21 protein-coding genes are annotated in these 25852 nt (G+C 50.9%); 7 read left to right on the top strand and 14 right to left on the bottom strand.

Features of this window, described 5'->3' with window-relative positions:
• Window positions 1-9: 9 nt before the first annotated feature.
• The 6 genes from OGY83_RS04430 to cybB form a co-directional block, all read right to left on the bottom strand.
• Window positions 10-285, bottom strand: a complete 276-nt coding sequence (locus OGY83_RS04430) for a metal/formaldehyde-sensitive transcriptional repressor (RefSeq protein WP_003833178.1) — start codon at window positions 283-285, stop codon at window positions 10-12.
• Window positions 286-379: 94 nt separating this feature from the next.
• Window positions 380-1168: a hypothetical protein gene (locus OGY83_RS04425; protein ID WP_286635340.1), complete on the bottom strand. Its 789-nt coding sequence runs from the start codon at window positions 1166-1168 to the stop codon at window positions 380-382.
• 186 nt (window positions 1169-1354) lie between these two features.
• Window positions 1355-2401, bottom strand: a complete 1047-nt coding sequence (gene ompA / locus OGY83_RS04420) for a porin OmpA (RefSeq protein WP_191214511.1) — start codon at window positions 2399-2401, stop codon at window positions 1355-1357.
• Between the two features lie 148 nt (window positions 2402-2549).
• On the bottom strand, window positions 2550-3818 hold the full coding sequence (locus OGY83_RS04415; RefSeq protein ID WP_286635339.1) for a Y-family DNA polymerase: 1269 nt from the start codon (window positions 3816-3818) through the stop codon (window positions 2550-2552).
• A 2-nt stretch (window positions 3819-3820) separates the two neighbouring features.
• Window positions 3821-4240, bottom strand: a complete 420-nt coding sequence (locus OGY83_RS04410; RefSeq protein WP_191228709.1) for a translesion error-prone DNA polymerase V autoproteolytic subunit — start codon at window positions 4238-4240, stop codon at window positions 3821-3823.
• A gap of 244 nt (window positions 4241-4484) precedes the next feature.
• A complete protein-coding gene (gene cybB, locus OGY83_RS04405; protein WP_286635338.1) occupies window positions 4485-5015 on the bottom strand; it encodes a cytochrome b561 in 531 nt (176 codons plus the stop codon).
• 189 nt (window positions 5016-5204) lie between these two features.
• Between cybB and gap the strand changes: the two genes are divergently transcribed.
• A complete protein-coding gene (gene gap / locus OGY83_RS04400; RefSeq protein WP_123267254.1) occupies window positions 5205-6206 on the top strand; it encodes a type I glyceraldehyde-3-phosphate dehydrogenase in 1002 nt (333 codons plus the stop codon).
• 126 nt (window positions 6207-6332) lie between these two features.
• Complete coding sequence (locus tag OGY83_RS04395; protein ID WP_286635337.1) at window positions 6333-7259, top strand: alpha/beta hydrolase; 927 nt, start codon at window positions 6333-6335, stop codon at window positions 7257-7259.
• A 41-nt stretch (window positions 7260-7300) separates the two neighbouring features.
• Here the strand turns inward: OGY83_RS04395 and aldA are convergent, their stop codons facing one another.
• The 3 genes from aldA to hrpA all read right to left on the bottom strand — a co-directional run bounded on the left by aldA (window position 7301) and on the right by hrpA (window position 13719).
• Entirely contained in the window at window positions 7301-8740 is a 1440-nt protein-coding gene (gene aldA, locus OGY83_RS04390; RefSeq protein ID WP_191214508.1) for an aldehyde dehydrogenase, read from the bottom strand.
• A 199-nt stretch (window positions 8741-8939) separates the two neighbouring features.
• Window positions 8940-9731 carry a YdcF family protein gene (locus tag OGY83_RS04385; protein WP_286635336.1) on the bottom strand — a complete coding sequence of 264 codons (792 nt, stop codon included), beginning with the start codon at window positions 9729-9731 and terminating at the stop codon, window positions 8940-8942.
• 85 nt (window positions 9732-9816) lie between these two features.
• On the bottom strand, window positions 9817-13719 hold the full coding sequence (hrpA, locus tag OGY83_RS04380) for an ATP-dependent RNA helicase HrpA (RefSeq protein WP_191235313.1): 3903 nt from the start codon (window positions 13717-13719) through the stop codon (window positions 9817-9819).
• Window positions 13720-13920: 201 nt separating this feature from the next.
• On the opposite strand from hrpA, the gene azoR reads away from it, so the two are divergent.
• Complete coding sequence (gene azoR / locus OGY83_RS04375) at window positions 13921-14526, top strand: FMN-dependent NADH-azoreductase (RefSeq protein WP_079937336.1); 606 nt, start codon at window positions 13921-13923, stop codon at window positions 14524-14526.
• Window positions 14527-14569: 43 nt separating this feature from the next.
• Here azoR and OGY83_RS04370 read toward each other — a convergent pair whose 3' ends face one another.
• The 4 genes from OGY83_RS04370 to OGY83_RS04355 all read right to left on the bottom strand — a co-directional run bounded on the left by OGY83_RS04370 (window position 14570) and on the right by OGY83_RS04355 (window position 18047).
• A complete protein-coding gene (locus OGY83_RS04370; RefSeq protein ID WP_043016219.1) occupies window positions 14570-14761 on the bottom strand; it encodes a hypothetical protein in 192 nt (63 codons plus the stop codon).
• A gap of 124 nt (window positions 14762-14885) precedes the next feature.
• Entirely contained in the window at window positions 14886-15212 is a 327-nt protein-coding gene (locus OGY83_RS04365) for a YdbL family probable chaperone protein (protein WP_123267259.1), read from the bottom strand.
• Window positions 15213-15219: 7 nt separating this feature from the next.
• Window positions 15220-15411 (bottom strand): YnbE family lipoprotein, encoded by a 192-nt coding sequence (locus tag OGY83_RS04360; protein WP_008784882.1) that lies wholly within the window; start codon window positions 15409-15411, stop codon window positions 15220-15222.
• On the bottom strand, window positions 15408-18047 hold the full coding sequence (locus tag OGY83_RS04355) for a YdbH family protein (protein ID WP_286635335.1): 2640 nt from the start codon (window positions 18045-18047) through the stop codon (window positions 15408-15410). Before OGY83_RS04355 ends, OGY83_RS04360 begins: the two co-directional genes overlap by 4 nt.
• 615 nt (window positions 18048-18662) lie before the next feature.
• Between OGY83_RS04355 and OGY83_RS04350 the strand changes: the two genes are divergently transcribed.
• Together OGY83_RS04350 and hslJ are read left to right on the top strand one after the other, a co-directional pair.
• A complete protein-coding gene (locus OGY83_RS04350; RefSeq protein WP_003833196.1) occupies window positions 18663-19652 on the top strand; it encodes a 2-hydroxyacid dehydrogenase in 990 nt (329 codons plus the stop codon).
• A gap of 112 nt (window positions 19653-19764) precedes the next feature.
• A complete protein-coding gene (gene hslJ / locus OGY83_RS04345) occupies window positions 19765-20184 on the top strand; it encodes a heat shock protein HslJ (protein ID WP_048216300.1) in 420 nt (139 codons plus the stop codon).
• Window positions 20185-20197: 13 nt separating this feature from the next.
• On the opposite strand, the gene OGY83_RS04340 is transcribed toward hslJ, so the two are convergent.
• Window positions 20198-20464, bottom strand: a complete 267-nt coding sequence (locus tag OGY83_RS04340) for a putative hemolysin (protein ID WP_003833199.1) — start codon at window positions 20462-20464, stop codon at window positions 20198-20200.
• A 275-nt stretch (window positions 20465-20739) separates the two neighbouring features.
• Between OGY83_RS04340 and nifJ the strand changes: the two genes are divergently transcribed.
• Together nifJ and ompC are read left to right on the top strand one after the other, a co-directional pair.
• Window positions 20740-24264 (top strand): pyruvate:ferredoxin (flavodoxin) oxidoreductase, encoded by a 3525-nt coding sequence (gene nifJ, locus OGY83_RS04335; RefSeq protein WP_286635334.1) that lies wholly within the window; start codon window positions 20740-20742, stop codon window positions 24262-24264.
• A 365-nt stretch (window positions 24265-24629) separates the two neighbouring features.
• Complete coding sequence (gene ompC, locus OGY83_RS04330; protein WP_123267263.1) at window positions 24630-25775, top strand: porin OmpC; 1146 nt, start codon at window positions 24630-24632, stop codon at window positions 25773-25775.
• Window positions 25776-25852: the final 77 nt, after the last annotated feature.

Raw genomic sequence — 25852 nt, 5'->3', positions numbered from 1 at the left:
GTGATGGTGTTATTTTAGATAAGCACGCAGAAGATGGCCGATTTCAGCCATGCGCACGGCACGCTGGTCTGGCGTAGTTTCCCCGCTGACCAGCTCGTCTTTCAGATGGATCTCAACCATTTCGCCCATCAGGCCATTGGATGCACCGCGCACGGCGGCAATTTGTTGCAGGATAGCCAGACACGGTTCGCCGGACTCCAGTGCGCGCTCAAGCGCATCAACCTGACCGCGAATACGGCGTACACGGGTGAGAATGCGTTTTTTATCTTCGGGTGAATGCGGCATACGCCCTCCAAATACTATAGGGGGGTATACTATCAGATTTGTTATTTGGCTGTAAAATATATGATTACTATTTATGTTAATGCATTGATTTTTATTATATTAGCTTGAACAACACCCTGATTGGCTTTAACTGTGTCAGATGCTCCCAAAGATTATGTAGATTAATAAGGCCTGCCTGAGCAAGTATCGCCAGGGTGATCATCAATGTGGACGCGGTAATCACAAGCATCAAACGACTAATATTTCTCTGGATCCTGATCTGCTGCTTTTCCCGTTTATCTTCAGATTCCCATGAAACAATTGTTGAAATAGCCTTACCCTGAATATAATATTTTTCATCGTTAAATTTAATCTCCTCTGTAATGACAAGAGATTGTAATAGCAGAAAAACCTTTCTTCTGAAATCTTCGTTCTTGATATGTTTGTACCAAAGGGTACCGTACAATAGATCGATCACTTCTTCACACGTTACTCCGGTGTGAGTTTTCTGCGGTGATTGATGCACATATTCATTAACTAACACCTGTAATAACATAATACGATCAAGTCCGGTCAATTCTCTGGTGCTGGAGAAGGTAGAAAAAACTCTACTCTTTGCTCTCGCGAGCATATTTTTCACATAAGCTATACGAGTAAAATAACTTATTGTAAAAAGGAAAATTGAGTCAAATCTTAATGGCCCTTGTTTTCTCCAATGAATGATCTCAACATTCATCTTTTCAAGGTCATTGAGTGGAAGGTTTATTTTCTCCACATAGGCGTGCTGCTCAGCATGCCATTTTTCAAGCACAACATTTTTGCCGCTTAGACTCACTAACTGATATTTTTCTTGTTTTACATCCGAAAAATAAATACCATAGTAATTATATACTCGATCATCCACATGATTTTTCAGAGTAAACCGTGGCAGAAAATAACGCCATAATTTATCTTTAGCTCTCGAAACTAACGATTCTATGAACATGATTACGCTCTAAAATTTTTAATTTGTCACAGTTAATGATAGTTCACTGTGCGAATAAAAAAGCCCTCCCCATTCGATAATGAGGAGGGCTTTTTGTACACCTGCTTAGTGCTTATCAGTGATCTCAACAACGACATGGCGATCAGGAGCAAGACAATTAATCAGCTGCTGTCCGGTCTGCCCATCACAACTGGATCCCGTGACAGAATCACTCGAACCGTGTCCTTGTGCAGTAATATTTGCAGCCGGCATACCTAACGCGACTAATTCATCGGCAACAGCCTGCGCGCGCTGGGCTGACAGTTGCTGGTTATAATCTGCGGCTCCGGTGCGATCGCTATAGCCAATAACAACGGTCGCTTTGTCTTTGGCCGGTTGCAGACCGGGGTTTCGGTATAGCTGCGCAATCGCTGCTTTCCCTTCTGGGGTTAGTGCTGCTGAATCATAACCAAACATCACATCAGATTTTAAGTTAAAACGCTGAGGTTCAGGCGCAGGAGTGGCGGCAACTGCCGGAGCAGGCGTAACCTCCGCGTCGTCATGCTGACCAAAGCGATATGACAACCCAGCGGTAACGGAACTAACATCGCTTGATACGCCAATCTGGTTTTCATTACCCACGTTGCTCACCCATTGGTATTCCACGCGACCAGCCCAGTTCTTGTTAAAGGCATATTCCGTACCAACAGCCACAACCGGACGCACACCGGTATCAAAGCGGTTATTGCCTTTAATATCTGACTCCGCGCGATATCCCATTGCCCCTGCACGGCCGTAGAGATCCCAATTATCAGTCAGACCGTAATTTGCCTTCAGAGATAATTGCAGGCCCTGACTTTTCATTTGAGAACCAGATGAGCCATTTTTACCGTTGAATTGCATATTACCTAAATAATCATAACCACCTTCAACAGCCAGCCATGGAGTAATCTGGTAGCCTGTAAATACACCACCACCAACGTTATCGCTATCAAAACCAACATCACCATATTTATTACCATTGGCCCCCGTTTGCTGGCTTGCGCTGGTATCAAAGTAATGCGACCAACCAAATTTTCCACCAGCATACCAGGTTCCCGCATCCGCTGCGGCAAATGCCGTAGTCGCGGTCAGCGCATTTGCAATAATGAGTGTAATAAGCGTCTTTTTCATAAATTTCCTATTATAGACTTGCCGTTTGTCAGTTAGTTATCTGTTAGTCGGCGCTACAATAAAATTTTTAATGGCGGCTGATAATCGTTTTTTTATTTATTTCTGGACAGTTTTAGAATCGCTCCAAAGACTTATTTACGATACCCCCCTACCCAACTTGCAGTAAGTCACTGTATCTCGTTGTATAACGCGGTGAGAGCATATCTCGCTTCATCGCCCACGGTTGTTGTATACCTTGTCCGGCAAAATAGAGCGTTCCTTTACCCTTTTCAGCATTGAGCGTATCCAGAACGGCCATCAGCCTATCGCTGTTATGCCGTGGCGCGTTGTCATCAAAAAGATTCAACTGTGCAACGCCTGAGCTAAAAAAATCGCCCAGCATGACCCCTGCTTTTTGATAACGTAGCCCCTCTCGCCATATTGCGTCCAGGCTACGTGTGGCCGCCCTTATAATTTCCCGACTATCCTGGGTTGGTGTCAGCAGTTTTATCGATGCGCTGTTACCGTAATACGGCTCATTCATGGAAAATGGGCTGGTTTTGATAAACGTGGAGATAAACCGACAAAACTGGTGTTCTCTGCGTAGCTTTTCCGCAGCACGTGCAGCATAGGTACAAATAGCCTCTCTCATCGCATTGTAATCCGTAAGTTTTTCACCAAACGATCTTGAACAAATGATCTCCTGCTTAACTGGCGCAAACTCCTCCAGCGCCAGGCAAGGTTCACCGCGCAATTCCCGCACCGTGCGCTCAAGCACCACGTTGAAATGTTTGCGGATAAAGCGAATATCGGTATCCGCCAGGTCGCAGACCGTTTTAATGCCCATAGCATCCAGTTTTTTACTGATACGGCGTCCGACACCCCAGACTTCATCAACCGGAAGCGCAGCCATCAGCTTACGCTGGCGCTCAATATTCGAGAGATCCACCACCCCGCCAGTCTGCTCCTGCCACTTTTTGGCAGCATGGTTAGCCAGCTTGGCCAGGGTTTTGGTCTGGGCGATACCGACCCCAACCGTGAGGCGTGTTTTCCGTAAAATGGTTTCTCTGATTTCACGACCAAAATCCGTAAGATCCCTGCAGTTTCGCACGCCGGTTAAATCACAAAAGGCTTCATCGATACTGTACATTTCCACGCGCGGAGACAGCTCCTCCAGAATCGACATCACCCTGCTGCTCATATCCGCATACAGTTCGTAGTTCGAACTAAAGCAGAACACACCACAGCGCCTGAACAGATCTTTCTGTTTGAAGTATGGCGCGCCCATATTGACGCCAAGCGCCTTCGCTTCCGCACTGCTGGCAATGACACAGCCATCGTTATTTGAAAGAACAACAACGGGTTTACCTTTCAGGTCCGGTCGGAATGCCGATTCACAACTGGCATAAAACGAATTAACATCCACCAGCGCAAACATAATCAGCCCGCGGCTTTGATGATAAATGTCACCACGCCAAATATATCCAGCGTGTCCTCGCTGCCGATCATGATCGGCGCGTAGGCGCTGTTCTCTGGCTTCAGCATCACCACCGGATGCAATTGCAGGCGCTTAACGGTGAATTCGCCTTCAATTGCAGCAATCACAATGTCTCCGTGGGCCGCTTTTCTGGCACTGTCGACTACCAGCAAGTCGCCAGCACCGATCCCTGCCCCCATCATGGAGTCGCCAGACGATTTAACAAAATAGGTGGCGCTGGGATGCTGCACCAACAGGTCGTTAAGATCGATACGTTTCTCAACGTAATCCTGCGCAGGAGAAGGAAAACCACAGGGTACGAGATCGCTAAATAGCGGGAAGCGTTTGGTTTCGCGGTGTTCAACTGGCTGGAAAAACAACATAATAATCTGCCTCGCATATAACTGTATTTATATACAGTAGTTTTAATGAGGACAGTGATCAAGTGACAGGAGTGATGAACTGAGCGTTGTTTAACCATCTCGTCGGTAAGCTTTTATGATGTCTGGGAAAATAATTTACGATTTTATTCCATGTTAGCGATCGCCTTACGGCAAACTCGCGGCATGGTGGATTGTCGCCATTGCAGCGGCCTAAAAAAACGCCCCGCATTTGCGGGGCGTTACCTCAGGAGCGTTTACGCGGCATCATGCGCAGCAGCGTATTATCCTTCCAGAAATAGTGATGCATCAGGGCCGCAACGGCATGCAGACCAATAACAAAATACCCCAGGTTTGCCAGCGTCACGTGCCAGGACTTCAGCATATCCACTAAATCAAAGTTAGCTTCTGCCGCATGTGGCATAACGATGCCGAATGCAATCCACGGGTTACCCCGGTTGTACATCATCACCAGCCCAATAATCGGCAGGACAATAAACAACAGATAGATAACCAGATGCCCCAGATGCGCCATGCCGGTCATCATCGGCTTCGGTTTTGGCACAATCGGCGGCGCCGGGTATTTCAGCCTGACCAGCAGACGCGCCACCATCAGCGTTAAAATAGTGATACCGCAGGAGACGTGCACCATGTTGAACAAGGGGCGATAGCTGCGCGGGAAAAATCCGCGAAACTCCATGGCGCTGTAGGCCGCAATAACCAACAAAAAGACCAGCCAGTGAATACCAATTTGCAGGCCAGAATACTTATTCCCCATAACACTTCCTGAATAAAAACAATAATGCGTCAACATAACGGGCTTTTATTAAAAATTCATTAACTTTTGTTCACCCATTTTCAGTCGCTTACGCTTAACCGCAAGAACCGCTATTGCCGAGGATGCCTGTCTGGACTAAGCCTGGTAGGGAAAATATGTCGTACCGCCTCATCCTGACAGGAGAAAACCATGAGTAAAATTGGCATTAACGGTTTTGGTCGTATCGGTCGTCTGGTATTGCGTCGACTACTGGAAGTCAAAAGCAACGTGGAGGTTGTGGCCATTAATGACCTCACCTCGCCCAAAATTCTCGCCTATCTGTTAAAGCACGATTCAAACTACGGCCCGTTTCCCTGGAGCATCGACTTTACCGAAGACGCGCTGATTGTCGACGGTAAAAAAATCGCGGTTTACGCAGAAAAAGAGGCTAAAAATATCCCGTGGAAAACCACTGGTGCAGAGATAATCATCGAATGCACCGGTTTTTATACCTCGACAGAAAAAGCCAACGCGCACCTGGATGCAGGGGCCAAAAAAGTGCTGATATCCGCCCCGGCTGGCGATATGAAAACCATCGTCTTTAACGTCAACGACGACACAATGGATGCGAACGATCGGATTATCTCAGTCGCATCGTGCACTACCAACTGCCTGGCACCGATGGCGAAAGCCCTGCATGACAGCTTCGGTATTCAGCTTGGCACCATGACCACCATCCACGCCTACACGGGAACGCAGTCGCTGGTTGATGGCCCACGCGGGAAAGATCTGCGCGCCTCACGGGCAGCGGCGGAGAATATCATTCCCCATACCACCGGAGCCGCCAAAGCCATTGGTCTGGTTATTCCGGCGTTGAGCGGAAAATTAAAAGGCCACGCCCAGCGTGTTCCGGTAAAAACCGGATCCGTTACGGAACTGGTTTCGATATTGGGGAAAAAAGTCACTGCTGAAGAGGTCAACAACGCGCTGAAAAAAGCCACGCAAGATAATGAGTCATTTGGTTATACCGATGAGGAGATTGTCTCGTCAGATGTCATTGGCTCGCATTTCGGTTCGGTATTTGATGCAACACAAACTGAGATTACCGAGGTAGGTGACCTGCAACTGGTAAAAACCGTCGCCTGGTACGATAACGAATACGGTTTTGTCACCCAACTTATTCGTACGCTGGATAAATTTATCAAGCTCTAATGTTCTGGCGGAGGCCCGCCTCCGCCCTCTTTCATTTCCCGCGAATTCAATACGTTGTGAGTCTCTCCCCGTTTTCGATTCACTGACTGTGCTATAGCTAACCTTTGCCACTGAGGGAGCATAGTAATGGAAGCACTGAGTCGTGAAACATTAGAAAACATGATGGAGCAAGCCGTTGCTAAGGCCGCCATCGTCTCATTCTGGCCGCAGGGTGAAGCTCCCGGAGCAAAAAACAGCGATGCGGTGTGTACGCCTGAACCCCGACATACAGGAACATCTCAGTATGATCGCGCGGTCACCGGGATTCGCGCCCCGGAAATTACCGTTTATGCCCCCGCAAAACCTAACGGCATAGGGATCCTTGTCACGCCAGGCGGCTCTTATCGTCGCGTGGTGATGGATAAAGAAGGCAGCGTACTGGCACCATTCTTTAACGCTCGCGGTTATACCCTGTTTGTGATGACCTACCGCATGCCGGGTGATGGCCATGAGGAAGGTGCAAACGCGCCGCTGGCCGATGCCCAACGCGCCATGCGCTACATTCGCGCCAACGCCCATGAATGGAAAATTAACCCTGATCGTATTGGCGTATTAGGCTTCTCTTCTGGTGGTCACGTAGCAGCCAGTCTGGGAACCCGGTTTGCCGAACCGGTTTATACACCAATTGATAGCGTAGACGAACAACCTGCGCGCCCTGCGTTTATGGCGCTGGTGTACCCGGTGATCACCCTGCGCGAAGACATCGGTCACACGGGATCTCGTCTTGAGCTGGTTGGCGCTACGCCTGAAAAGGAAGATCTGCACCACTATTCTCTGGAAGAACGTGTGGATAGCACAACGCCGCCGACGTTCCTGCTACACGCCATCGACGATCCGGCTGTGAAAGTAGAAAACAGCCTGGTCTTCTTTAATGCGCTACGTGAGCAGGGAGTTTCGGTCGAAATGCATCTGTTTGAACGCGGTAAGCACGGATTTGGTATTCGCGATGCGCAAGGGTTACCGCTGGCCATCTGGCCGGAAATGATGATGAACTGGATCGCCACCAAAGTGTGAGAATGGCGCCGGGTGACCTACAGGCTCACCCGGCGAAAAACTTAAGACTGCAAATACACTACCTGCGTTTGCAGGTATTCGTTCAGACCGTGTTTACCATCTGCCCCGCCAATCCCGGACTTGCGCCAGCCAGCGTGGAAGCCCTGCATCGCCTCGAAGTTTTCACGATTAATATAGGTTTCGCCAAACTTCAGCCCCTTAATCGCCTTCATTGCCGTATTCAGATTCTGCGTATAGATCGATGAGGTCAGACCGTAGTCGCTGTCATTCGCCATCGTCAGCGCCTGTTCCAGCGTATCAAACGCCACCACCGGCAGCACTGGACCAAACGTCTCCTCGTGCATAATCGCCATTTCCTGACGCACGTCTAACAGTAACGTCGGCGGATAATAATAACCTTTGCCGACAACAGCCTTACCGCCCAACACCACTCTGGCCCCTTCCTGCACAGCTCGTGCGACTTTCTGCTCCACACGATCCAGCGCAGCGGCGTTAATCAGCGGTCCCATCGCAATGTCATTGCGTTCGGCCGGATTGCCAAACTGCACGGCTTTCATCGCCTCACCCAGACGATTAACGAACTGGTCATAGATACCTTTCTGAACGTATACGCGCTCGGCACAGTTGCATACCTGTCCGGTATTAATCACCCGCGAATCAACAATGGCCTTCACCGCCAGCTCAAGGTCAGCATCGTCCATCACGATAGCCGGGGCTTTTCCACCCAACTCCAGACAAACTTTGGTGATGTTTTTGGCCGCTGCGGCCATAATTTTCTCACCTGCACCGACGCTACCGGTCATGCTCACCATGGCGACCTTCGGGTTTCCGGCCAGCTCCTGACCGACCGTTTCACCGCGTCCCAGCACCAGGTTAAAGACCCCGCGCGGTAAACCAATGTCATCAACAATTTTGGCAAAAGCGATGGCGTTATTCGGTGTGAATTCACTCGGCTTAATGACGATGGTATTCCCCGTCAGCAAGGCGGGAGCCAGTTTGCGGGCAATCAGGAAAAACGGGAAGTTCCACGGCAGAATGCCCGTCGTCACGCCCAGTGCGCGCTTAAACAGCAGGATATTCTCACCCGGGCGATCGCTTTGCAGGATCTCGCCTTCATAGCGACGCGCCCACTCTGCCATGTAATCGATATAGTCGGCGGTAAACGCGACTTCAACGTCGGCCAGTTGTTGAATTTTTCCACCTTCCGCCACAATCAACGCGCTGATTTCATCGGCTCGCTGGCGGATACCCGCAGAAATTTTGCGTAACCAGTTTGCCCGTTCAATGGCAGGCAACGCTTCCCATTGCGGCTGAGCGCGATCCGCAGCATCGATCGCTTTACGCGCATCTTCGGCACGTCCATCGGGAATACGCGAGATAATCTCTTCCGTGGCCGGATTGATGACATCAATCCAGGCGTCATCGTGCCAGGTCACAAACTGCCCATCGATATACATAGGATGTTGTACGGGTACTGACATGCGGCTCTCCTGTGATTGATTTGTTTTTAACAAGTAAAACTATTGTTAATTAATATCAATCATGCATGACGCATTATCGCTGGAGTGGCGGTTCTGTGAACTGCTTCATAAAAGCGTCTGGAAAAGTGATGATGAAGAGAAAAAACGGGTGGGCTTTCTGCCCGTTTGCCATAAAACGCCGACAAACGGGCAGCAAGAATTACAGAGAACGGCTCTCCAGTAAGTCGGTCAGCGCGGTATCATTTTTTAGCTGCTGCCAGGCTTGCTCGACGTCCTGGGGAATATCGACATGTACGATAAAATCGTGTCCACAGGGTCCATACCCGGCAGCATCATCCCGCAAGCGCGGAAGTTCACCGGTAATGAGAGAAAGATAGCGTTCTACCGACCACAGACCTTCTGCGGCGGGCACAAAATCCACGCCGTTGTGCTGTTGGGCCAGTTCAGGAATGAAACCAGGGAAACTCAACCAGCGCGGCGCATGTTGCTCATCGCGGGTTACGCGCTGAAACGTGGCCATTGTGCGGCGTTGCATAGTGGGATCCTGCACCACAATGACGGTATGAATGCTTTCTGCCGCCTGATTCAGTAACGCACAGCTAAATCGGGCATTCTCACCGCAGTTTGTCGACTGATCTTCCACCCAAATTTTCTCACCTGGAATTTGCCAGAACTGGTGAGCAATATCGGCAAGGATCGCCGCTTCCGCGCGTCCGGTAGTACGAATGATGTTATAACGCGGATGCTGGGCAATCGCATCGTACAGAAAGCGCGTGGAATGACCGATACCACCGCTAATCAGCAAGGGAACCTGTTGCTCTTTCGCGATCCGACAAGCAGCGTCGATGGTTGGAATAACTGCGTTCCCTGCCAGAATCACGCAATCTGACTGAACGGTGATATTCCCCGTAAAATCATTCTGCGCCAGCCATCGCCCTACGGTATTGATAGCCACAAGAGTGGTTGCGGAAAGTGTCGGAAACTGACTCATATTGATGACTCCTGGTGTTTATCTTTATCGGGTACAGATGCCGGATGGCGGCTACGCTTCATCCGGCCTACAGTCCTGCACCGATTTATCCCGAAATCTGCTCCATCGCCTGCAGAATACGTTTATCGGAGATCGGATACGGCGTACCAAGCTGCTGGGCAAAATAGCTGACGCGCAGCTCTTCTATCATCCAGCGGATCTCTTTAACATCGGCATCTTGACGGCGCGCGGGAGGCAGTTTATTGAACCACTGCTGCCAGGCCTGCTGCACACTGTCGACTTTCAACATCTGCGCACGGTCACGGTGCGGGTCGATAGCCAGTTTTTCCAGACGTTTTTCAATAGCCTGCAAATAACGCAACGTATCGCCCAGACGTTTGAAACCGTTGCCGGTAACAAACCCACGGTACACCAGTCCGCCCATTTGCGATTTGATATCCGCAAGACCCAGCGCCATGGTCATATCCACGCGCCCTTTCAGACGTTTGTTGATATTAAACACTGCGGTCAGGATCTGTTCGACCTGCTTCGCAATCTCCACCACCGTATCGTTCAGTTCAGCCCGCACTTTTTCATGCAACGCCGCAAAGCCTTCTTCGGTCCACACCGGACCACCGTTGGCGTCAATTAACTGATCCACACCGCAGGAGATACAGTCGTCAATCAAATCCAGCACTTTACCGTATGGGTTAAAGTACAGCCCCAGCTTGGCTTTATTGGGCAGCTTCTCGTGCAAATATTTGATTGGCGAAGGAATATTCAGCAGTAACAGGCGGCGTAAACCGCACCACATCGCCTGCTGTTGCTCCAGCGGATTATCAAACAGTTTGATGGCAACGCTATCACGCTCATCGACCAGCGCTGGCCACGCTTTTACCTTATAGTTACCGCGTTTTTGCTCGTAACTTTCCGGAAGCTGGCCAAAGCTCCAGATGTGCAATCCGCTCTGTTCGATACCGTCATCGGCCACCGCAGACAATGTTTCCTGAACTTTGCCCTTCAGCGCGTCTTTTAAATCCTGTAGCGAACGCCCTTCCTGTAGCCTCTTGTTCTTATCATCCACCACCCGGAAGGTGATTTTTAGGTGATCGGGCACCTGATCCCAGTGCCAGTCTTCACGGTCAACTGTGACACCGGTCATACGGCGCAGTTCACGCTCCAGCGCGTCCAGCAGCGGCAGTTCCAGCGGCGTGACGCGGCCTAAAAACGCTTCCGCATAGTTCGGCGCGGGCACAAAGTTGCGGCGTACCGGTTTCGGCAACGACTTAATCAGGGCGATCACCAGTTCGCGGCGCAGTCCTGGAATTTGCCATTCAAAACCGCTCTCTTCGATCTGATTGAGCAGCGGGAGTGGAATATGTACGGTAACACCGTCCGCATCGGCTCCCGGTTCGAACTGATAACTCAGGCGTAGCTTAAGGTTGCCCTGATGCCAGAAGTTCGGATAATCCAGCTTGCTGATTTTCTCCGCGCCCTCTTTGATGAGCATGCTCTTTTCAAAGTTGAGCAGATCCGGCGTTTCACGGCTGACCTTTTTCCACCAGCTATCAAAGTGACGAGCAGAAACCACGTCATGACTGATACGTTGGTCGTAAAACTCAAATAACGTCTCATCATCGACCAGAATGTCGCGACGGCGTGATTTGTGCTCTAACTCTTCCACCTCGGCCCGCAACTTCAGATTGTCACGGAAAAACGCATGGCGCGTTTGCCAGTCGCCTTCCACCAGCGCATGGCGGATGAACAACTCACGCGACAGTGCGGGATCGATCTGGCTGTAGTTCACCTTACGGGCCGCAACAATCGGTAAGCCGTAGACGGTGACTTTTTCTGTCGCCATCACAGCACCCTGCGCGCGTTCCCAGTGCGGCTCACTGTATGAACGTTTGATCAGATGCTGGGCTACCGGTTCCACCCATTCAGGATCGATACGCGCGGCAATACGTCCCCACAGACGGCTGGTTTCCACCAGCTCCGCTACCATCGTCCACTTCGGCGGCTTTTTGAATAAACCCGAACCCGGGAAGATCGAGAAGCGAGCGTTACGCGCCCCGGTAAACTCCTGTTTATCTGCATCCTTCATGCCGATATGCGACAGTAAACCAGTCAGCAACGCGACGTGGATCTCCCGATATTCAGCAGGTTCGCTGTTGACCGGAATACCCAGCTCTTTCACTACCTGCCTCAGTTGCGTGTAGATATCCTGCCACTCGCGCACGCGCAGATAATTCAGGAAATCGACTTTGCACTGGCGACGGAACTGGTTTGACGACAGTGCTTTTTGCTGTTCGCCGAGATAGTTCCACAGGTTCACAAATGCAAGAAAATCAGACTCTTTGTCGTGGAAGCGGCGATGTTTCTCGTCGGAAGCCTGCTGCTTGTCCATCGGACGCTCGCGCGGATCCTGAATGGATAACGCTGAGGTAATGATCATCGCTTCGCGCACACAGCCATGTTTTTGCGCTTCCAGCACCATGCGCGCCAGCCGTGGGTCCACCGGAAGTTGCGACAGCTGACGGCCCAACGGCGTTAACTTGTATGCGGTTGCCTGTTCGTCGGTGGTTATCGCCCCCAGCTCTTCGAGCAGGCGTACACCGTCCTGAATATTGCGCTTATCAGGCGCTTCAACAAACGGGAACGCCGCGATATCGCCCAGTCCCAATGCGGTCATCTGCAAAATAACGGATGCCAGGTTGGTACGCAGGATCTCCGGGTCGGTAAACTCCGGACGCGACAGGAAATCGTCTTCGGAATACAGACGAATACAGATCCCTTCCGAAACACGACCGCAGCGGCCTTTACGCTGGTTAGCAGAGGCCTGCGACACCGGTTCAATCGGCAAACGCTGAACTTTAGTGCGGTAACTGTAGCGACTGATACGCGCGGTGCCCGGATCAATTACATACTTAATTCCCGGCACGGTGAGCGAGGTTTCCGCCACGTTGGTCGCCAGCACGATACGGCGACCGCTGTGCGACTGGAACACGCGATTCTGTTCGCTGTTGGAAAGGCGTGCATACAGCGGTAGCACTTCGGTATGGCGTAAATCCAGCTTATTCAGCGCATCGGCGGTATCGCGAATTTCACGTTCACCGCTCATGAAGATCAGAATGTCGCCAGGCCCTTCACGTCCCAGTTCATCTACGGCATCAAAAATCGCCTGCAACTGGTCACGTTCGGTGTCATCTGCATCTTCAACAATCGGACGATAGCGAACTTCCACCGGATACGTCCGGCCAGAGACTTCGATAATCGGCGCGTTATTGAAATGCTTTGAAAAACGTTCAGGATCGATGGTCGCCGAAGTGATGATAATTTTTAGATCCGGACGGCGCGGCAGAAGCTCTTTTAGATAGCCGAGCAGAAAATCGATATTCAGACTGCGTTCATGCGCTTCATCGATGATGATGGTGTCGTACTGCATAAGCAGCCGATCCTGTTGGATTTCCGCCAGCAGGATACCGTCCGTCATCAGCTTGACCATGGTGTTATCACTGACATGATCGCTAAAACGAACCTTATAACCGATACAGCCGCCCGGCTCCGTTTGCAGCTCTTCCGCAATACGGTTCGCCACGGTGCGCGCCGCCAGACGACGCGGCTGGGTATGGCCGATCAGCCCTTTTACCCCGCGCCCCAGTTCCATACAAATTTTGGGTAACTGGGTAGTTTTCCCCGAACCGGTCTCACCGGCGACAATCACCACCTGATGGTCGCGAATAGCGTCCAGAATATCCTGTTTTTTCTGGCTGACGGGCAGGTTTTCCGGGTAGCTGATTTCCGGACGCGCCGCTTCACGCAGCACAACTTTACCGGCTGCCTGCTCAATCTCTTTCGCCATCTCCTGGTAAATGGCCTGTTGTGCATCAGGATTTTTAACCTTCTTCACACCGTGCAGGCGGCGGGCAAAACGCTGTCTGTCACGCAGCATCAGTGAGTCCAGCTGTTGCTGCAACATGTTGAAGGTTAATTTTTGTTGTTCTGTCATAGCGTTAAAAGGCAGTGCTCTGCCGGGTTAAATCTCTTTTAGATGATGGGTATAGAGTACCACATCGGCGCTTTTCATGTGTTGTTCAATAATTTCGAACATAGGATTCGATATATTGCGCTATCACTGCGACAGGATTGTGAATAAAGTGTCAACAAGCAACGGGGCACTCCCCCTTCAAACACATAAAAGGAAACACCCATGAGCAAGGTATTAGTTCTTAAATCCAGTATTCTGGCAGGGTACTCTCAGTCTGGTCAGTTGTCTGATTATTTTGTTGAACAGTGGCGTGAAAAGCACTCTGCTGATGAAATCACTGTCCGTGACCTGGCTGCAAATCCTGTACCGGTACTGGATGGCGAACTGGTGGGTGCGATGCGCCCGAGCGATACACCGCTGACGCCGCGTCAGCAAGAAGCGCTGGCGCTGTCCGATGAGCTGATTGCTGAGCTGAAAGCGCATGATGTGATTGTTATCGCCGCGCCGATGTATAACTTCAACATCCCAACGCAGCTGAAAAACTACTTTGACCTGATTGCCCGTGCTGGTGTGACTTTCCGTTATACCGAGAAAGGCCCGGAAGGTCTGGTGACGGGTAAACGCGCTGTGGTGCTGACCAGCCGTGGTGGTATTCACAAAGATACACCGACCGACCTGATCACGCCGTACCTGAACGTATTCCTGGGCTTTATCGGCATCACCGACGTGAATGTCGTCTTTGCTGAAGGTATTGCTTACGGCCCGGAAGTGGCGACCAAAGCACAGTCCGATGCGAAAGCCGCTATCGACAGCGTCGTCGCTGCCTGATAATTCCCCCTCTCACCATCCGGTGGGAGGGTTTCTCCAGTATTTACTTCTTGACCTGTACCCGAACCTGTTTGCCGTGAATGCGATTAATATCACGCCAGATGGTTGCATAATCCCTGCATTTCGCCAGATTCTCTTCCCAGCAATGCAGCAAAAATTGTTCAGGCTCCGCGACATCCCGGCTTAACAGCTTGAATACCCAACGATTCCAGACATACCACTTGAGAAGCCACATGATTTCACTCCGCAACGCGACCGGTGTAGAACTATATCAGCCTCAATTTGATGCCGTGTGGCAACTATTGCGATGTCGATGAATAATTCAGCGTCGTGTCCCTCTGGCTGTGTGAAAAAGCGATTTACTCTTTTCTCAACCACTTACCATTAATACCCTGCACATACTCTCCCGGTTTAGCGCGAGCAACCAGCTTTTGCCCGGCCATTTTCGCCACTTCATCTGGCGGAATCTTATTGCTCTCTGCCAGTTGCTGATAGCTGGCGTGGCGCGCTTTATTAATCTCACTCACCAGTGCCTGCGTTTCGGCATCGGTTTGCAATGCAACCAGATAGCCATTGAGCGTTTCCCCTACTCGACCCTGCGTTCTGGCTTCATTCAGGGTCAATGCCCACGCATTGCTACTGAGTAAACTCAGGACGACCAGCGCCACTGCAAACTGTTTTCTCATCATGACCTCAGAACAAATCGCTGCGCGATTTCAATAAACTTTCGACGTCTTTATCAACTTTGATATGGATCTCATGCTCGATTTTGACGTTCATATTAATGGTGATGGGCTCTTTTGGCGCAGCCACTTCGATTCTGGGAGTGCACCCTACCAGCAGAGATGAAGTCAGCAGGCCCAGCATGGCAGCTATCGTTTTCATTGTTGTTCCTCACATTCCTTGCCTTCCGGGCAATGGGTTTCCGGCAGCGCTGCATTTTGTTCAAGCCATGCCTGTAAATTGTCGCCAAAACGCAAACTGCGCCATAGCGTAAAGACGTTTTCCTCGTGGGTATAATTCAAATTAACCGTCCCTACTTTGCCATCCACCCGACTATTGCCTGTCACGGTTGACTGCATGGTTAAGACACCGAGGTTATCCAGATTTATTTTCGTCCACGAATGGCTTATTTCCATATAACGCAGCCAGTTAATGGCCGCCCCCGCCGCCATGTTATCTTTGACAACCGCATCCGCCGTGTCCTTATCAATACGCAACGTCATCGGCCCTGGATTAGTCAACCAGCCGTCTTTAATGATCCATTTTTCGTTATCCAGCCATAATGGCAACGCGCCACTGACCGGGCCAGACATGGCGAACTGTTTGGGGTTAACCGCACTGATAAGCTCGCTGGAGGAGATATTCTGCACCCGCAATAAGGCCGGGTCGTGCTGCGGCATCCGCAGCTGCTGCATGATGATTTTGCCCCCCAGCAGGTCGGCACTGACATCGCTCAACAGTAATGGGTTGTTTTCACTCCAGGGGTACGCCCCCTGCAGATCGGCGGCGATATTCTTCACCGTCACCTGATTCACCACTTCCGCAATACGCAGTGAAATAGGCCCACGCGTTCCCAGTTGCCACGCACCTTCACTGAACCGGAAAGGCAAGACAAAATCGACACCGTTGATTTGGTTATCGGGCATCCAGGCGCTACCGCCTTTTAACACCCCATGACCGCCCGCTTCAAAGCCCTGCTCCGGAGCTGCCGAAAACGCGACCTGCGCATACAGATCACCTTCACGTAGCTTCATTTTCCAGTCAGGTGGGATCAGAGGCTGGAATACGGTGAGCGATTGTTTTGGCCACCAGGCCTGTCCGCGCAGGCGGATCCCGTCCCAACGACCATTCAGTTGTACGGGGCCAATCGCCCCCGCGTGAAGCTGACCTTTGAACTGGAAAATTGTCGGATCGCTACCTTCCACGCTGAACTTCAGCGTCGACGGCGGTAACACGCTTCCCCCGGTGAAGGTGGTGTTCCCTGCATCCAGCGACAGCGCGCCGCTAAATGTCGGTTTGGTTGCATCCCGTACCCAGACGATTGGTTCGTCCATCACCAGACGTGGTTTTTCCACCTTCATCGTGCCGTATTGCAGATGATCAAATCCGGTGGAAAGATCAAATAGCCGCAGGGTGTTGTCATGCCATTCTCCCTTACCCGCTACGTCCCAACGGGCATGCATCGGCGTAAAGCTGCCTTCCCCCCAATATCGCCACTGCCAACGACCGGCATCAGGAAGAAAATCATTTGCCAGGCCATCCAGATGTAGTTCAAAGCCTCCCATCTGGTTTTCATGCGCACGTAAAATAGCCTGCAGACGTCCATCCACACCGCGTTGTGTGACTTTTACACCTGCCAACGGCCAGCGAATCTCGTCAATATCCAGCGAATCAATCACCCGCCCACGTGAGCGCAGCAGCGCCCCAGGCTCGAAAGCTAATTGTGGATCATTCAGACTTCCGGTAAGTCTGGCGGGTAATTTCGCGTAGAAGATCAGATCGCCCTGTTTCGCTTCACCAGTCAACTGTAGCGGCATATCGCTACTATCCATGCCAAGCTTACCTGGCCCCAGCGTTAATACGGCATTTCCTTTACCGGCATCGCCATGCGTCAGAACGTTCAGACGCCCGCTCACCACCGCGTTTTCCAGTCCGGCCTGCCAGTTTTCAACTTTTATGCCCATCCGGCCACTTAACGGGAATCCCTGATAAGGCCAGTTCCAGCGGCCGTCGCTGATGGTCAGTTGCTGACGTGTTATTTCCCACGGAAGGTCAAGCAGCGGATCGGCATTATCCCGCGCCATGACGATCAATTGTCCGCTGTTTTCTTGCCACTCCAGTTCGGCGTCCACAAGCGTAGGCTCTTGCGGCAAGCTTAACGTCGCAACCGCATGACCGCTTACCGGTAGCCCATCGGGAACCAGTGGCATAGTAAATTCACCGACCAGTTTTACCGGCGGCTGGCCTTCAAATGCCGCAACATCCAGCTCCGTTACCGTGAGGTTTTGCCCGTGTAAACGCCCCTGGAATTTAACTTTTTCACCCTGGTAACGCAGCTGTTGAGTGGAAGGAGTGAGCGAGAGTGACAGTTTCCCCTGCCATTCCTGCCATGGAGAGAGGATAAGTTTGTCGATGTTAATCCAGGTATTGGGCAGCATTGACTGCCATTCAGCCAGCGTTTTGGGCGCCACTGGCGACGGCTCTGTCTGCGGCAATTTGGCCAGGCAAGCTGAATCCAACTCGATGGTCCCGACATTCAGCAACCAGCGGCTGGGGTGAGACAGATCCGCTTGAGTAATGCGCGCTAGCGGGCAATCTTCAACCAGATAGCGGAGTTCAGGTATATGCAACCCATGCCGTGTCAGGCGCGGGCTCTCATCCAGCGCGATGCGAGTTCCAACGGGTAACCAGATACCCACCAACGTAGGCACCCAAAGACCAAGCGTCATCACTAGCGTCAGCGGCACGAGAATCAATAATAAGAGGAGTGCCAGAACGGCTTTATATTTACCCTTCATGGGTAGTTAATATCCTGATTTAGCAAAAATTTAAGCCGGTTTAGGCCTGTATTGTGGCATGTTTAGCTGGATATGCCCACATTAAGGATAGATAACCGATTTATAGGCACGCTGTTACACGTGCCGTCGGGGATATTAAGATTCAGACTCAATGAGGCCTCAGTTGTCCATCGCTATGTTTAGGTCCTATACGACCTGCTTCTATCAGAATTTCCTCGATGAGTTCTTCGAGGCACTCCCTACCATGATGATCGCAGACCAGATGTACCTGCCGGGAAATCTCATCAGGTTTCATACCATCGCATAATGCCGCCTTGAGCATTAGGGTGGCCCATCGTTTTGCTTCAGAGTGAGTTAACATGACCCCTCCCGATATTTGCTACCTGTATAAGCGTAGCCTTCCGGATGTGATTCGGCTGGCTTTTTACCTGCCGCGATATCCAGGCGTTGAGTTGGATAGAAAAATATCCAGTTGTTGAAATTGTGTAACCTGCCCACACTAACAACAGATACGCTGAATTATTCATTACGCCTATGACTATCAATAACTTTTTAGATTTTGTAAAATAATTTGAATTGGATTAATGTGACGTCAAAATCACTGGAGAAAGTCTTATGAAACTCGCCATCTATAGTACAAAACAGTACGACAAGAAGTATCTGCAGCAGGTTAACGAGGCTTTTGGTTTTGAACTTGAATTCTTTGACTTTCTGTTGACTGAAAAAACAGCCAAAACCGCCCATGGCTGCGAAGCCGTGTGCATTTTCGTCAACGACGATGGTAGCCGCCCTGTTCTGGAAGAGCTGAAAAAGCATGGCGTGAAATACATCGCGCTGCGTTGTGCCGGGTTCAATAACGTCGATCTCGACGCAGCAAAAGAGCTGGGTCTGCAGGTGGTGCGTGTTCCAGCTTATTCACCAGAGGCCGTTGCTGAACATGCGATTGGCATGATGATGACGCTGAATCGCCGTATTCACCGCGCCTATCAGCGTACCCGTGATGCCAACTTCTCTCTTGAGGGGCTGACCGGTTTTACTATGTATGGCAAAACCGCTGGGGTGATCGGTACGGGTAAAATCGGTATTGCTGCACTGCGGATCCTGAAGGGTTTTGGTATGCGTCTGCTGGCGTTCGATCCTTACCCGAGCGCTGCTGCGCTGGAGTTAGGCGTTGAGTATGTTGATCTTAAAACGCTGTTTGCCGAGTCCGATGTCATCTCTCTGCACTGCCCGTTAACACCGGAGAATTATCATCTGCTCAATCACGAAGCCTTTGAGCAAATGAAAAACGGCGTGATGGTCATTAACACCAGTCGTGGTGCATTAATCGACTCGCAAGCCGCTATCGATGCGCTGAAAAACCAGAAAATTGGTTCTCTGGGTATGGACGTGTATGAAAACGAACGCGATCTGTTCTTTGAAGATAAATCCAATGACGTGATTCAGGATGATGTGTTCCGTCGTCTGTCGGCCTGCCATAACGTGCTGTTTACCGGTCATCAGGCATTCCTGACCGCCGAAGCGTTAACCAGCATTTCTGAGACCACGCTGCAGAATCTGGCACAAATTTCCAAAGGCGAGACCTGTCCAAACGCCCTCTTCTAATCTCTGTGCTCCCCTGGCGTCAGGGGGGCATTTTCAGACAATCACCGATGATAAAACATTCAGTATCATTATTATATTGAATGTATCCCCGTCACAAACGTAGAGAAATTTAATGAAGAAAGTTGTCACGTTGATTGCGCTCAGCATGCTGATGGCTGGCTGTGTGAGCAATGGAAAAGTTTCCGTCAATCGCGAACAGTTGCAGCATCATCGCTTCGTTTTGCAAAGCGTGAATGGTAAAGCCGTCACCGCCACCAACAACCCACCTGAGTTAAGTTTTGGTGAAAACATGACGGTATCAGGAAAGATGTGTAATCAATTCCACGGCCAGGGCAAGCTGTCTGACGGTGAGTTGAAGGTAAAAGATATGGCGATGACGCGTATGATGTGCGCCGATCCACAGCTTAACGCGCTCGACGGGATCGTCAGCGAAATGTTTAAGCAAGGCGCACAGGTCGATCTAACTGCTGACCAGTTAACGCTGGCGACAGCAGAACAAACGCTGACGTATAAACTCGCGGATTTAATGTAGGAAACGCGGGAGCTTAATAGCTACCACAACTTCCGGCGGCAAGCGACTGCTCACTACAGCGTTTGCCGTTGGGTAGCGCACACATCCCGATGGCTGAACCATCCAGTTGACGAGCAACAGAGAGTGAACCGCCAATCATGGCGCAATTAGCTTCTCCAGAACTGGACATTGCTGCCTTCATGCCCGGCGCGACATGCGCGGCAGTTGCCTGCTGAACAGGTTCGCTGCTACAAGCCGATAATAATAACGCGGCACATCCTACCCAAAACGCTGCGCGCATCTTACTCCCCTCTGAATATTAACCAAACGACACAGCCATAAATAATAGGCAGCGAAAACAGCGCCGTCGAGAGGCAAAATACGCATTTATGCGTACTGTTTACATTTTCTGGCAATTTTTTGCCTGCTCCTTTGATCAAACCATTCATTCTGTTTATTCCAAGGACACAAAAGCGAAAATCTCTCTTTAGCGCTTTTGCTAAAATAGAAAGATAACAACCAGGATTCGCCGCCGTTATGCGAGTCCCTCTTTTTGCGCAATGTAAGGGTGTCAGTATGATCACAATTGACGGTAATGGTGCGGTTGCTTCAGTCGCATTTCGTACCAGCGAGGTTATCGCCATCTACCCGATTACGCCCAGTTCGACGATGGCTGAGCAGGCGGATGCCTGGGCCGGGAACGGGCTTAAGAACGTGTGGGGGGATACCCCTCGCGTCGTAGAAATGCAGTCAGAAGGCGGCGCGATCGCAACCGTTCATGGCGCGTTGCAGACAGGTGCGCTCTCTACGTCGTTTACCTCATCGCAGGGCCTGTTGCTGATGATCCCAACGCTGTACAAACTGGCCGGTCAGTTGACCCCGTTTGTACTGCACGTTGCGGCTCGTACAATTGCTACTCACGCATTATCGATCTTTGGCGATCATTCCGACGTGATGGCGGTGCGCCAGACAGGATGTGCGATGCTGTGTGCCAGCAGCGTTCAGGAGGCACAGGACTTTGCGCTGATTTCGCAAATAGCCACCCTGAAAAGCCGGGTTCCGTTTATTCATTTCTTTGATGGTTTCCGTACATCCCATGAAATCAATAAAATTGTGCCACTGGCCGACGACACGATCCTCGGACTGATGCCGCAGGCGGAAATCGATGCTCATCGCGCTCGGGCGCTTAATCCAGAGCATCCGGTTATTCGCGGTACGTCTGCGAACCCGGACACCTATTTCCAGTCACGCGAGGCAACAAACCCGTGGTACAACGCGGTTTACGATCATGTAGAACAGGCGATGAACGATTTCGCCGCAGCGACAGGTCGCCAGTATCAGCCATTTGAATATTACGGCCATCCTCAGGCTGAGCGCGTCATTATCTTAATGGGCTCGGCGATTGGAACCTGTGAGGAAGTCGTTGAAGATCTGCTGGCACGTGGCGAGAAAGTTGGCGTTCTGAAAGTACGTCTGTTCCGTCCATTCTCTGCCAGACATTTACTGCGCGCGCTGCCGGAAACCGTACGCAGCATCGCCGTCCTGGATCGCACCAAAGAGCCAGGCGCACAGGCAGAACCGTTGTATCTGGACGTGATGACCGCGTTAGCGGAAGCCTTCAACTGTGGCGAGCGAGAAACGCTACCGCGCGTGATTGGCGGACGTTATGGTCTTTCTTCCAAAGAGTTTGGTCCAGACTGCGTCATGGCGGTCTTTAATGAGCTGAATAGCTCAAAACCGAAACCTCGCTTTACGGTCGGCATTTATGATGATGTCACCAACTTGTCGCTACCGTTACCGGAAAACACCCTGCCCGGTACGGCTAAGCTCGAAGCGCTGTTTTATGGGTTGGGCAGCGACGGTAGCGTGTCCGCCACCAAAAACAATATCAAGATTATTGGTAACTCTACGCCATGGTATGCGCAGGGTTATTTCGTTTATGACTCGAAAAAAGCAGGCGGTCTGACGGTTTCCCACCTGCGCGTCAGCGAGCAACCTATTCGCTCTGCTTATCTGGTATCGCAAGCCGATTTCGTTGGCTGTCACCAACTGCAATTTATCGATAAGTATCAGATGGTCGAGCGCCTGAAACCAGGCGGTATCTTCCTGCTCAATACCCCGTACAGTGTGGATGAAGTCTGGGCGCGTTTGCCGCAGGAAGTTCAGGCGGTACTGAATCAGAAGAAAGCCCGTTTCTACGTGATTAATGCAGCCAAAATCGCCCGCGAATGCGGTCTGGCAGCGCGTATTAACACCGTTATGCAAATGGCCTTCTTCCATTTGACGCAAATCTTACCCGGCGACAGCGCGTTGGCTGAATTGCAGGGAGCGATTGCGAAAAGTTACAGCAGTAAGGGACAGGACCTGGTTGAACGTAACTGGCAGGCTCTGGCCCTGGCGCGCGAATCCGTCGCCGAAGTGGCACTCCAGCCGGTTGATCCGCACAGCGCAAACCGCCCACCGGTGGTTTCTGATGCCGCGCCCGATTTCGTGAAAACTGTCACCGCGGCAATGCTCGCCGGTCTGGGTGATGCCCTTCCCGTATCCGCGCTGCCGCCAGACGGCACCTGGCCAATGGGCACCACGCGTTGGGAAAAACGCAATATCGCCGAAGAGATCCCCATCTGGAAGGAAGAGCTGTGTACCCAGTGTAACCACTGCGTTGCCGCTTGCCCGCACTCGGCAATCCGCGCCAAAGTGGTTTCACCTGAAGCGATGGAAAACGCTCCTGCCAGCCTGCATTCTCTGGATGTGAAATCTCGCGATATGCGCGGTCAGAAGTATGTCCTGCAGGTAGCGCCTGAGGATTGCACCGGCTGTAATCTGTGCGTCGAAGTTTGCCCGGCGAAAGATCGCCAGAACCCGGAAATCAAGGCTATCAATATGATGTCGCGCCTTGAGCATGTTGAAGAAGAAAAAGTTAACTATAACTTCTTCCTCAATCTGCCGGAGATCGACCGCAGCAAGCTTGAACGCATTGATATCCGTACCTCGCAGTTAATCACTCCGCTGTTTGAATATTCTGGCGCCTGTTCTGGCTGTGGTGAAACGCCGTATATCAAACTGCTTACGCAGCTGTATGGCGACCGCATGCTGATCGCTAACGCGACCGGCTGTTCATCAATTTATGGCGGTAACCTCCCCTCAACGCCGTATACCACCGATGCCAATGGCCGTGGACCTGCGTGGGCAAACTCTCTGTTCGAAGATAACGCAGAGTTTGGTCTGGGCTTCCGTCTGACGGTGGATCAACACCGTGTGCGCGTCATGCGGTTACTGGAACAGTTTGCCGATAATATTCCGGCTGAATTGAACGATGCCCTGCATGCTGAAGCAACGCCAGAAGTACGTCGTGAACAAGTTGCAGCGCTGCGCCAGCACCTGAAAGATGTTGAAGGTGCACAGCAATTGTTAACCGATGCCGACGCGTTAGTTGAGAAGTCCATCTGGCTGATTGGCGGCGATGGCTGGGCTTACGATATTGGTTTTGGCGGGCTGGATCACGTCCTGAGTCTGACCGAGAACGTCAATATTCTGGTACTGGATACTCAGTGTTACTCCAACACGGGCGGACAAGCGTCGAAAGCCACGCCGCTCGGGGCGGTTACCAAATTTGGTGAACATGGCAAGCGCAAGGCACGCAAAGATCTGGGCGTCAGTATGATGATGTACGGACATGTTTATGTCGCGCAGATTTCCCTGGGCGCCCAGTTGAACCAGACGGTAAAAGCTATCCAGGAAGCGGAAGCCTATCCGGGTCCGTCGCTGATTATCGCCTATAGCCCATGTGAAGAGCATGGCTATGATCTCGCGCTAAGCCACGATCAGATGCGTCAGCTGACGGCAACCGGATTCTGGCCGCTATACCGCTTTGACCCGCGTCGTGCAGACGAAGGTAAATTGCCGCTGGCGCTGGACTCTCGCCCACCTTCAGACGCGCTGGCTGAAACATTGCTTAACGAGCAGCGCTTCCGCCGCCTGAATGCCCAACAGCCAGAAGTTGCAGAACAGCTGTGGAAAGACGCCGCAGCTGATTTGCAAAAACGCTATGACTTCCTGGCCCAACTGGCGGGTAAAGCAGAAAAGAGCGGTACCGAGTAACACCTTTCGTTCAGCATTAAGCTGGAATCAAAAAAAAGCCCGAACAGTTGTTCGGGCTTGTCAATTTATTCGTTGGCTAATTAATAATTTCCATCAATATATCAACGAAAAATAAAACGTGACAATAAAGGCATATAACACGCGCAGAATAGCCCAACACAATTCACTTGTATAATTTTTATTTTATATATATTCGACATACACATTCACGAAAATTATCATCATTTCCGTAGAATTATTTATTTAAGGTTTTACTTAAGACGTAACAATTCATATTTATCTCTTTACGGAACTTCTCCTTTAGCATGCTTTTACTCCCTACATGGGTAGTCACAGGTTAATAAAAAAACTAAAGGATTATTTCAATGAACAGAAAAGTACTGGCTCTCGTAATTCCTGCCCTGCTGGCTGCAGGCGCTGCTCACGCTGCTGAAGTTTATAATAAAGACGGCAACAAATTAGATCTCTATGGCAAAGTAGACGGCCTGCATTATTTCTCTGATGATTCTTCTAAAGATGGCGATCAGACTTATATGCGTATGGGCTTCAAAGGTGAAACCCAGGTTAACGACATGATCACCGGTTATGGCCAGTGGGAATATCAGGTTAACGCCAACACTACCGAAAGCGACCACGGCAACAGCTTCACTCGTCTGGCTTTCGCGGGTCTGAAGTTTGGCGACTACGGCTCATTCGACTACGGTCGTAACTACGGCGTCATGTACGACGTTGAAGGCTGGACCGATATGCTGCCAGAATTCGGCGGTGACTCTTACACTCAGGCAGATAACTTCATGACCGGCCGTGCGAACGGTGTGGCCACCTACCGTAACACCGACTTCTTCGGTCTGGTTAACGGTTTGAACTTTGCTCTGCAGTATCAGGGTGCGAATGAAGGCGGCAGTAATAACGAAGAAGGCACTGGAAACCGCAACGATAACATCTTCAACCCAATTACGGGTCAAAGCACAGGTAACGATTATCGTTATGATAACGGTGATGGTTGGGGTATTTCCTCCACTTATGACTTCGGAATGGGTTTCAGCGCAGGTGCTGCATATACATCATCTGACCGCACGAATGACCAAATCATCCATAGCAACGCCGGTGGTGATACAGCTGACGCATGGACTACCGGCCTGAAATACGACGCCAACAACATCTACCTGGCAACTATGTACTCTGAAACCCGTAACATGACTCCGTACGGCGACAGCGGCGTAGCCAACAAAACTCAGAACTTCGAAGTAACTGCACAGTACCAGTTCGACTTCGGTCTGCGTCCGGCAGTGTCTTTCCTGATGTCTAAAGGTAAAGACCTGAACACTACCGATGGCGACAAAGACCTGGTTAAATATGCTGATATCGGCGCTACCTACTACTTCAACAAAAACATGTCCACCTATGTTGATTACAAAATCAACCTGCTGGACGAAGACGACAGCTTCTACACTCGTAACAACATCTCTACTGATGACGTAGTTGCATTAGGTCTGGTTTACCAGTTCTAATCCGTTAGCCCGCTGGCAACAGCGGGCTCTCTTTATGTTCTAACAATTCTGTTTTATCCAGATCAAAACATTATATC

This window comes from Citrobacter sp. Cpo090, assembly GCF_030332665.1.
In the GTDB taxonomy this organism is placed as follows: domain Bacteria; phylum Pseudomonadota; class Gammaproteobacteria; order Enterobacterales; family Enterobacteriaceae; genus Citrobacter; species Citrobacter portucalensis.
Note: the sequence above shows the minus strand (reverse complement) of the source record. Positions and strands in the feature narration are given on the sequence as shown.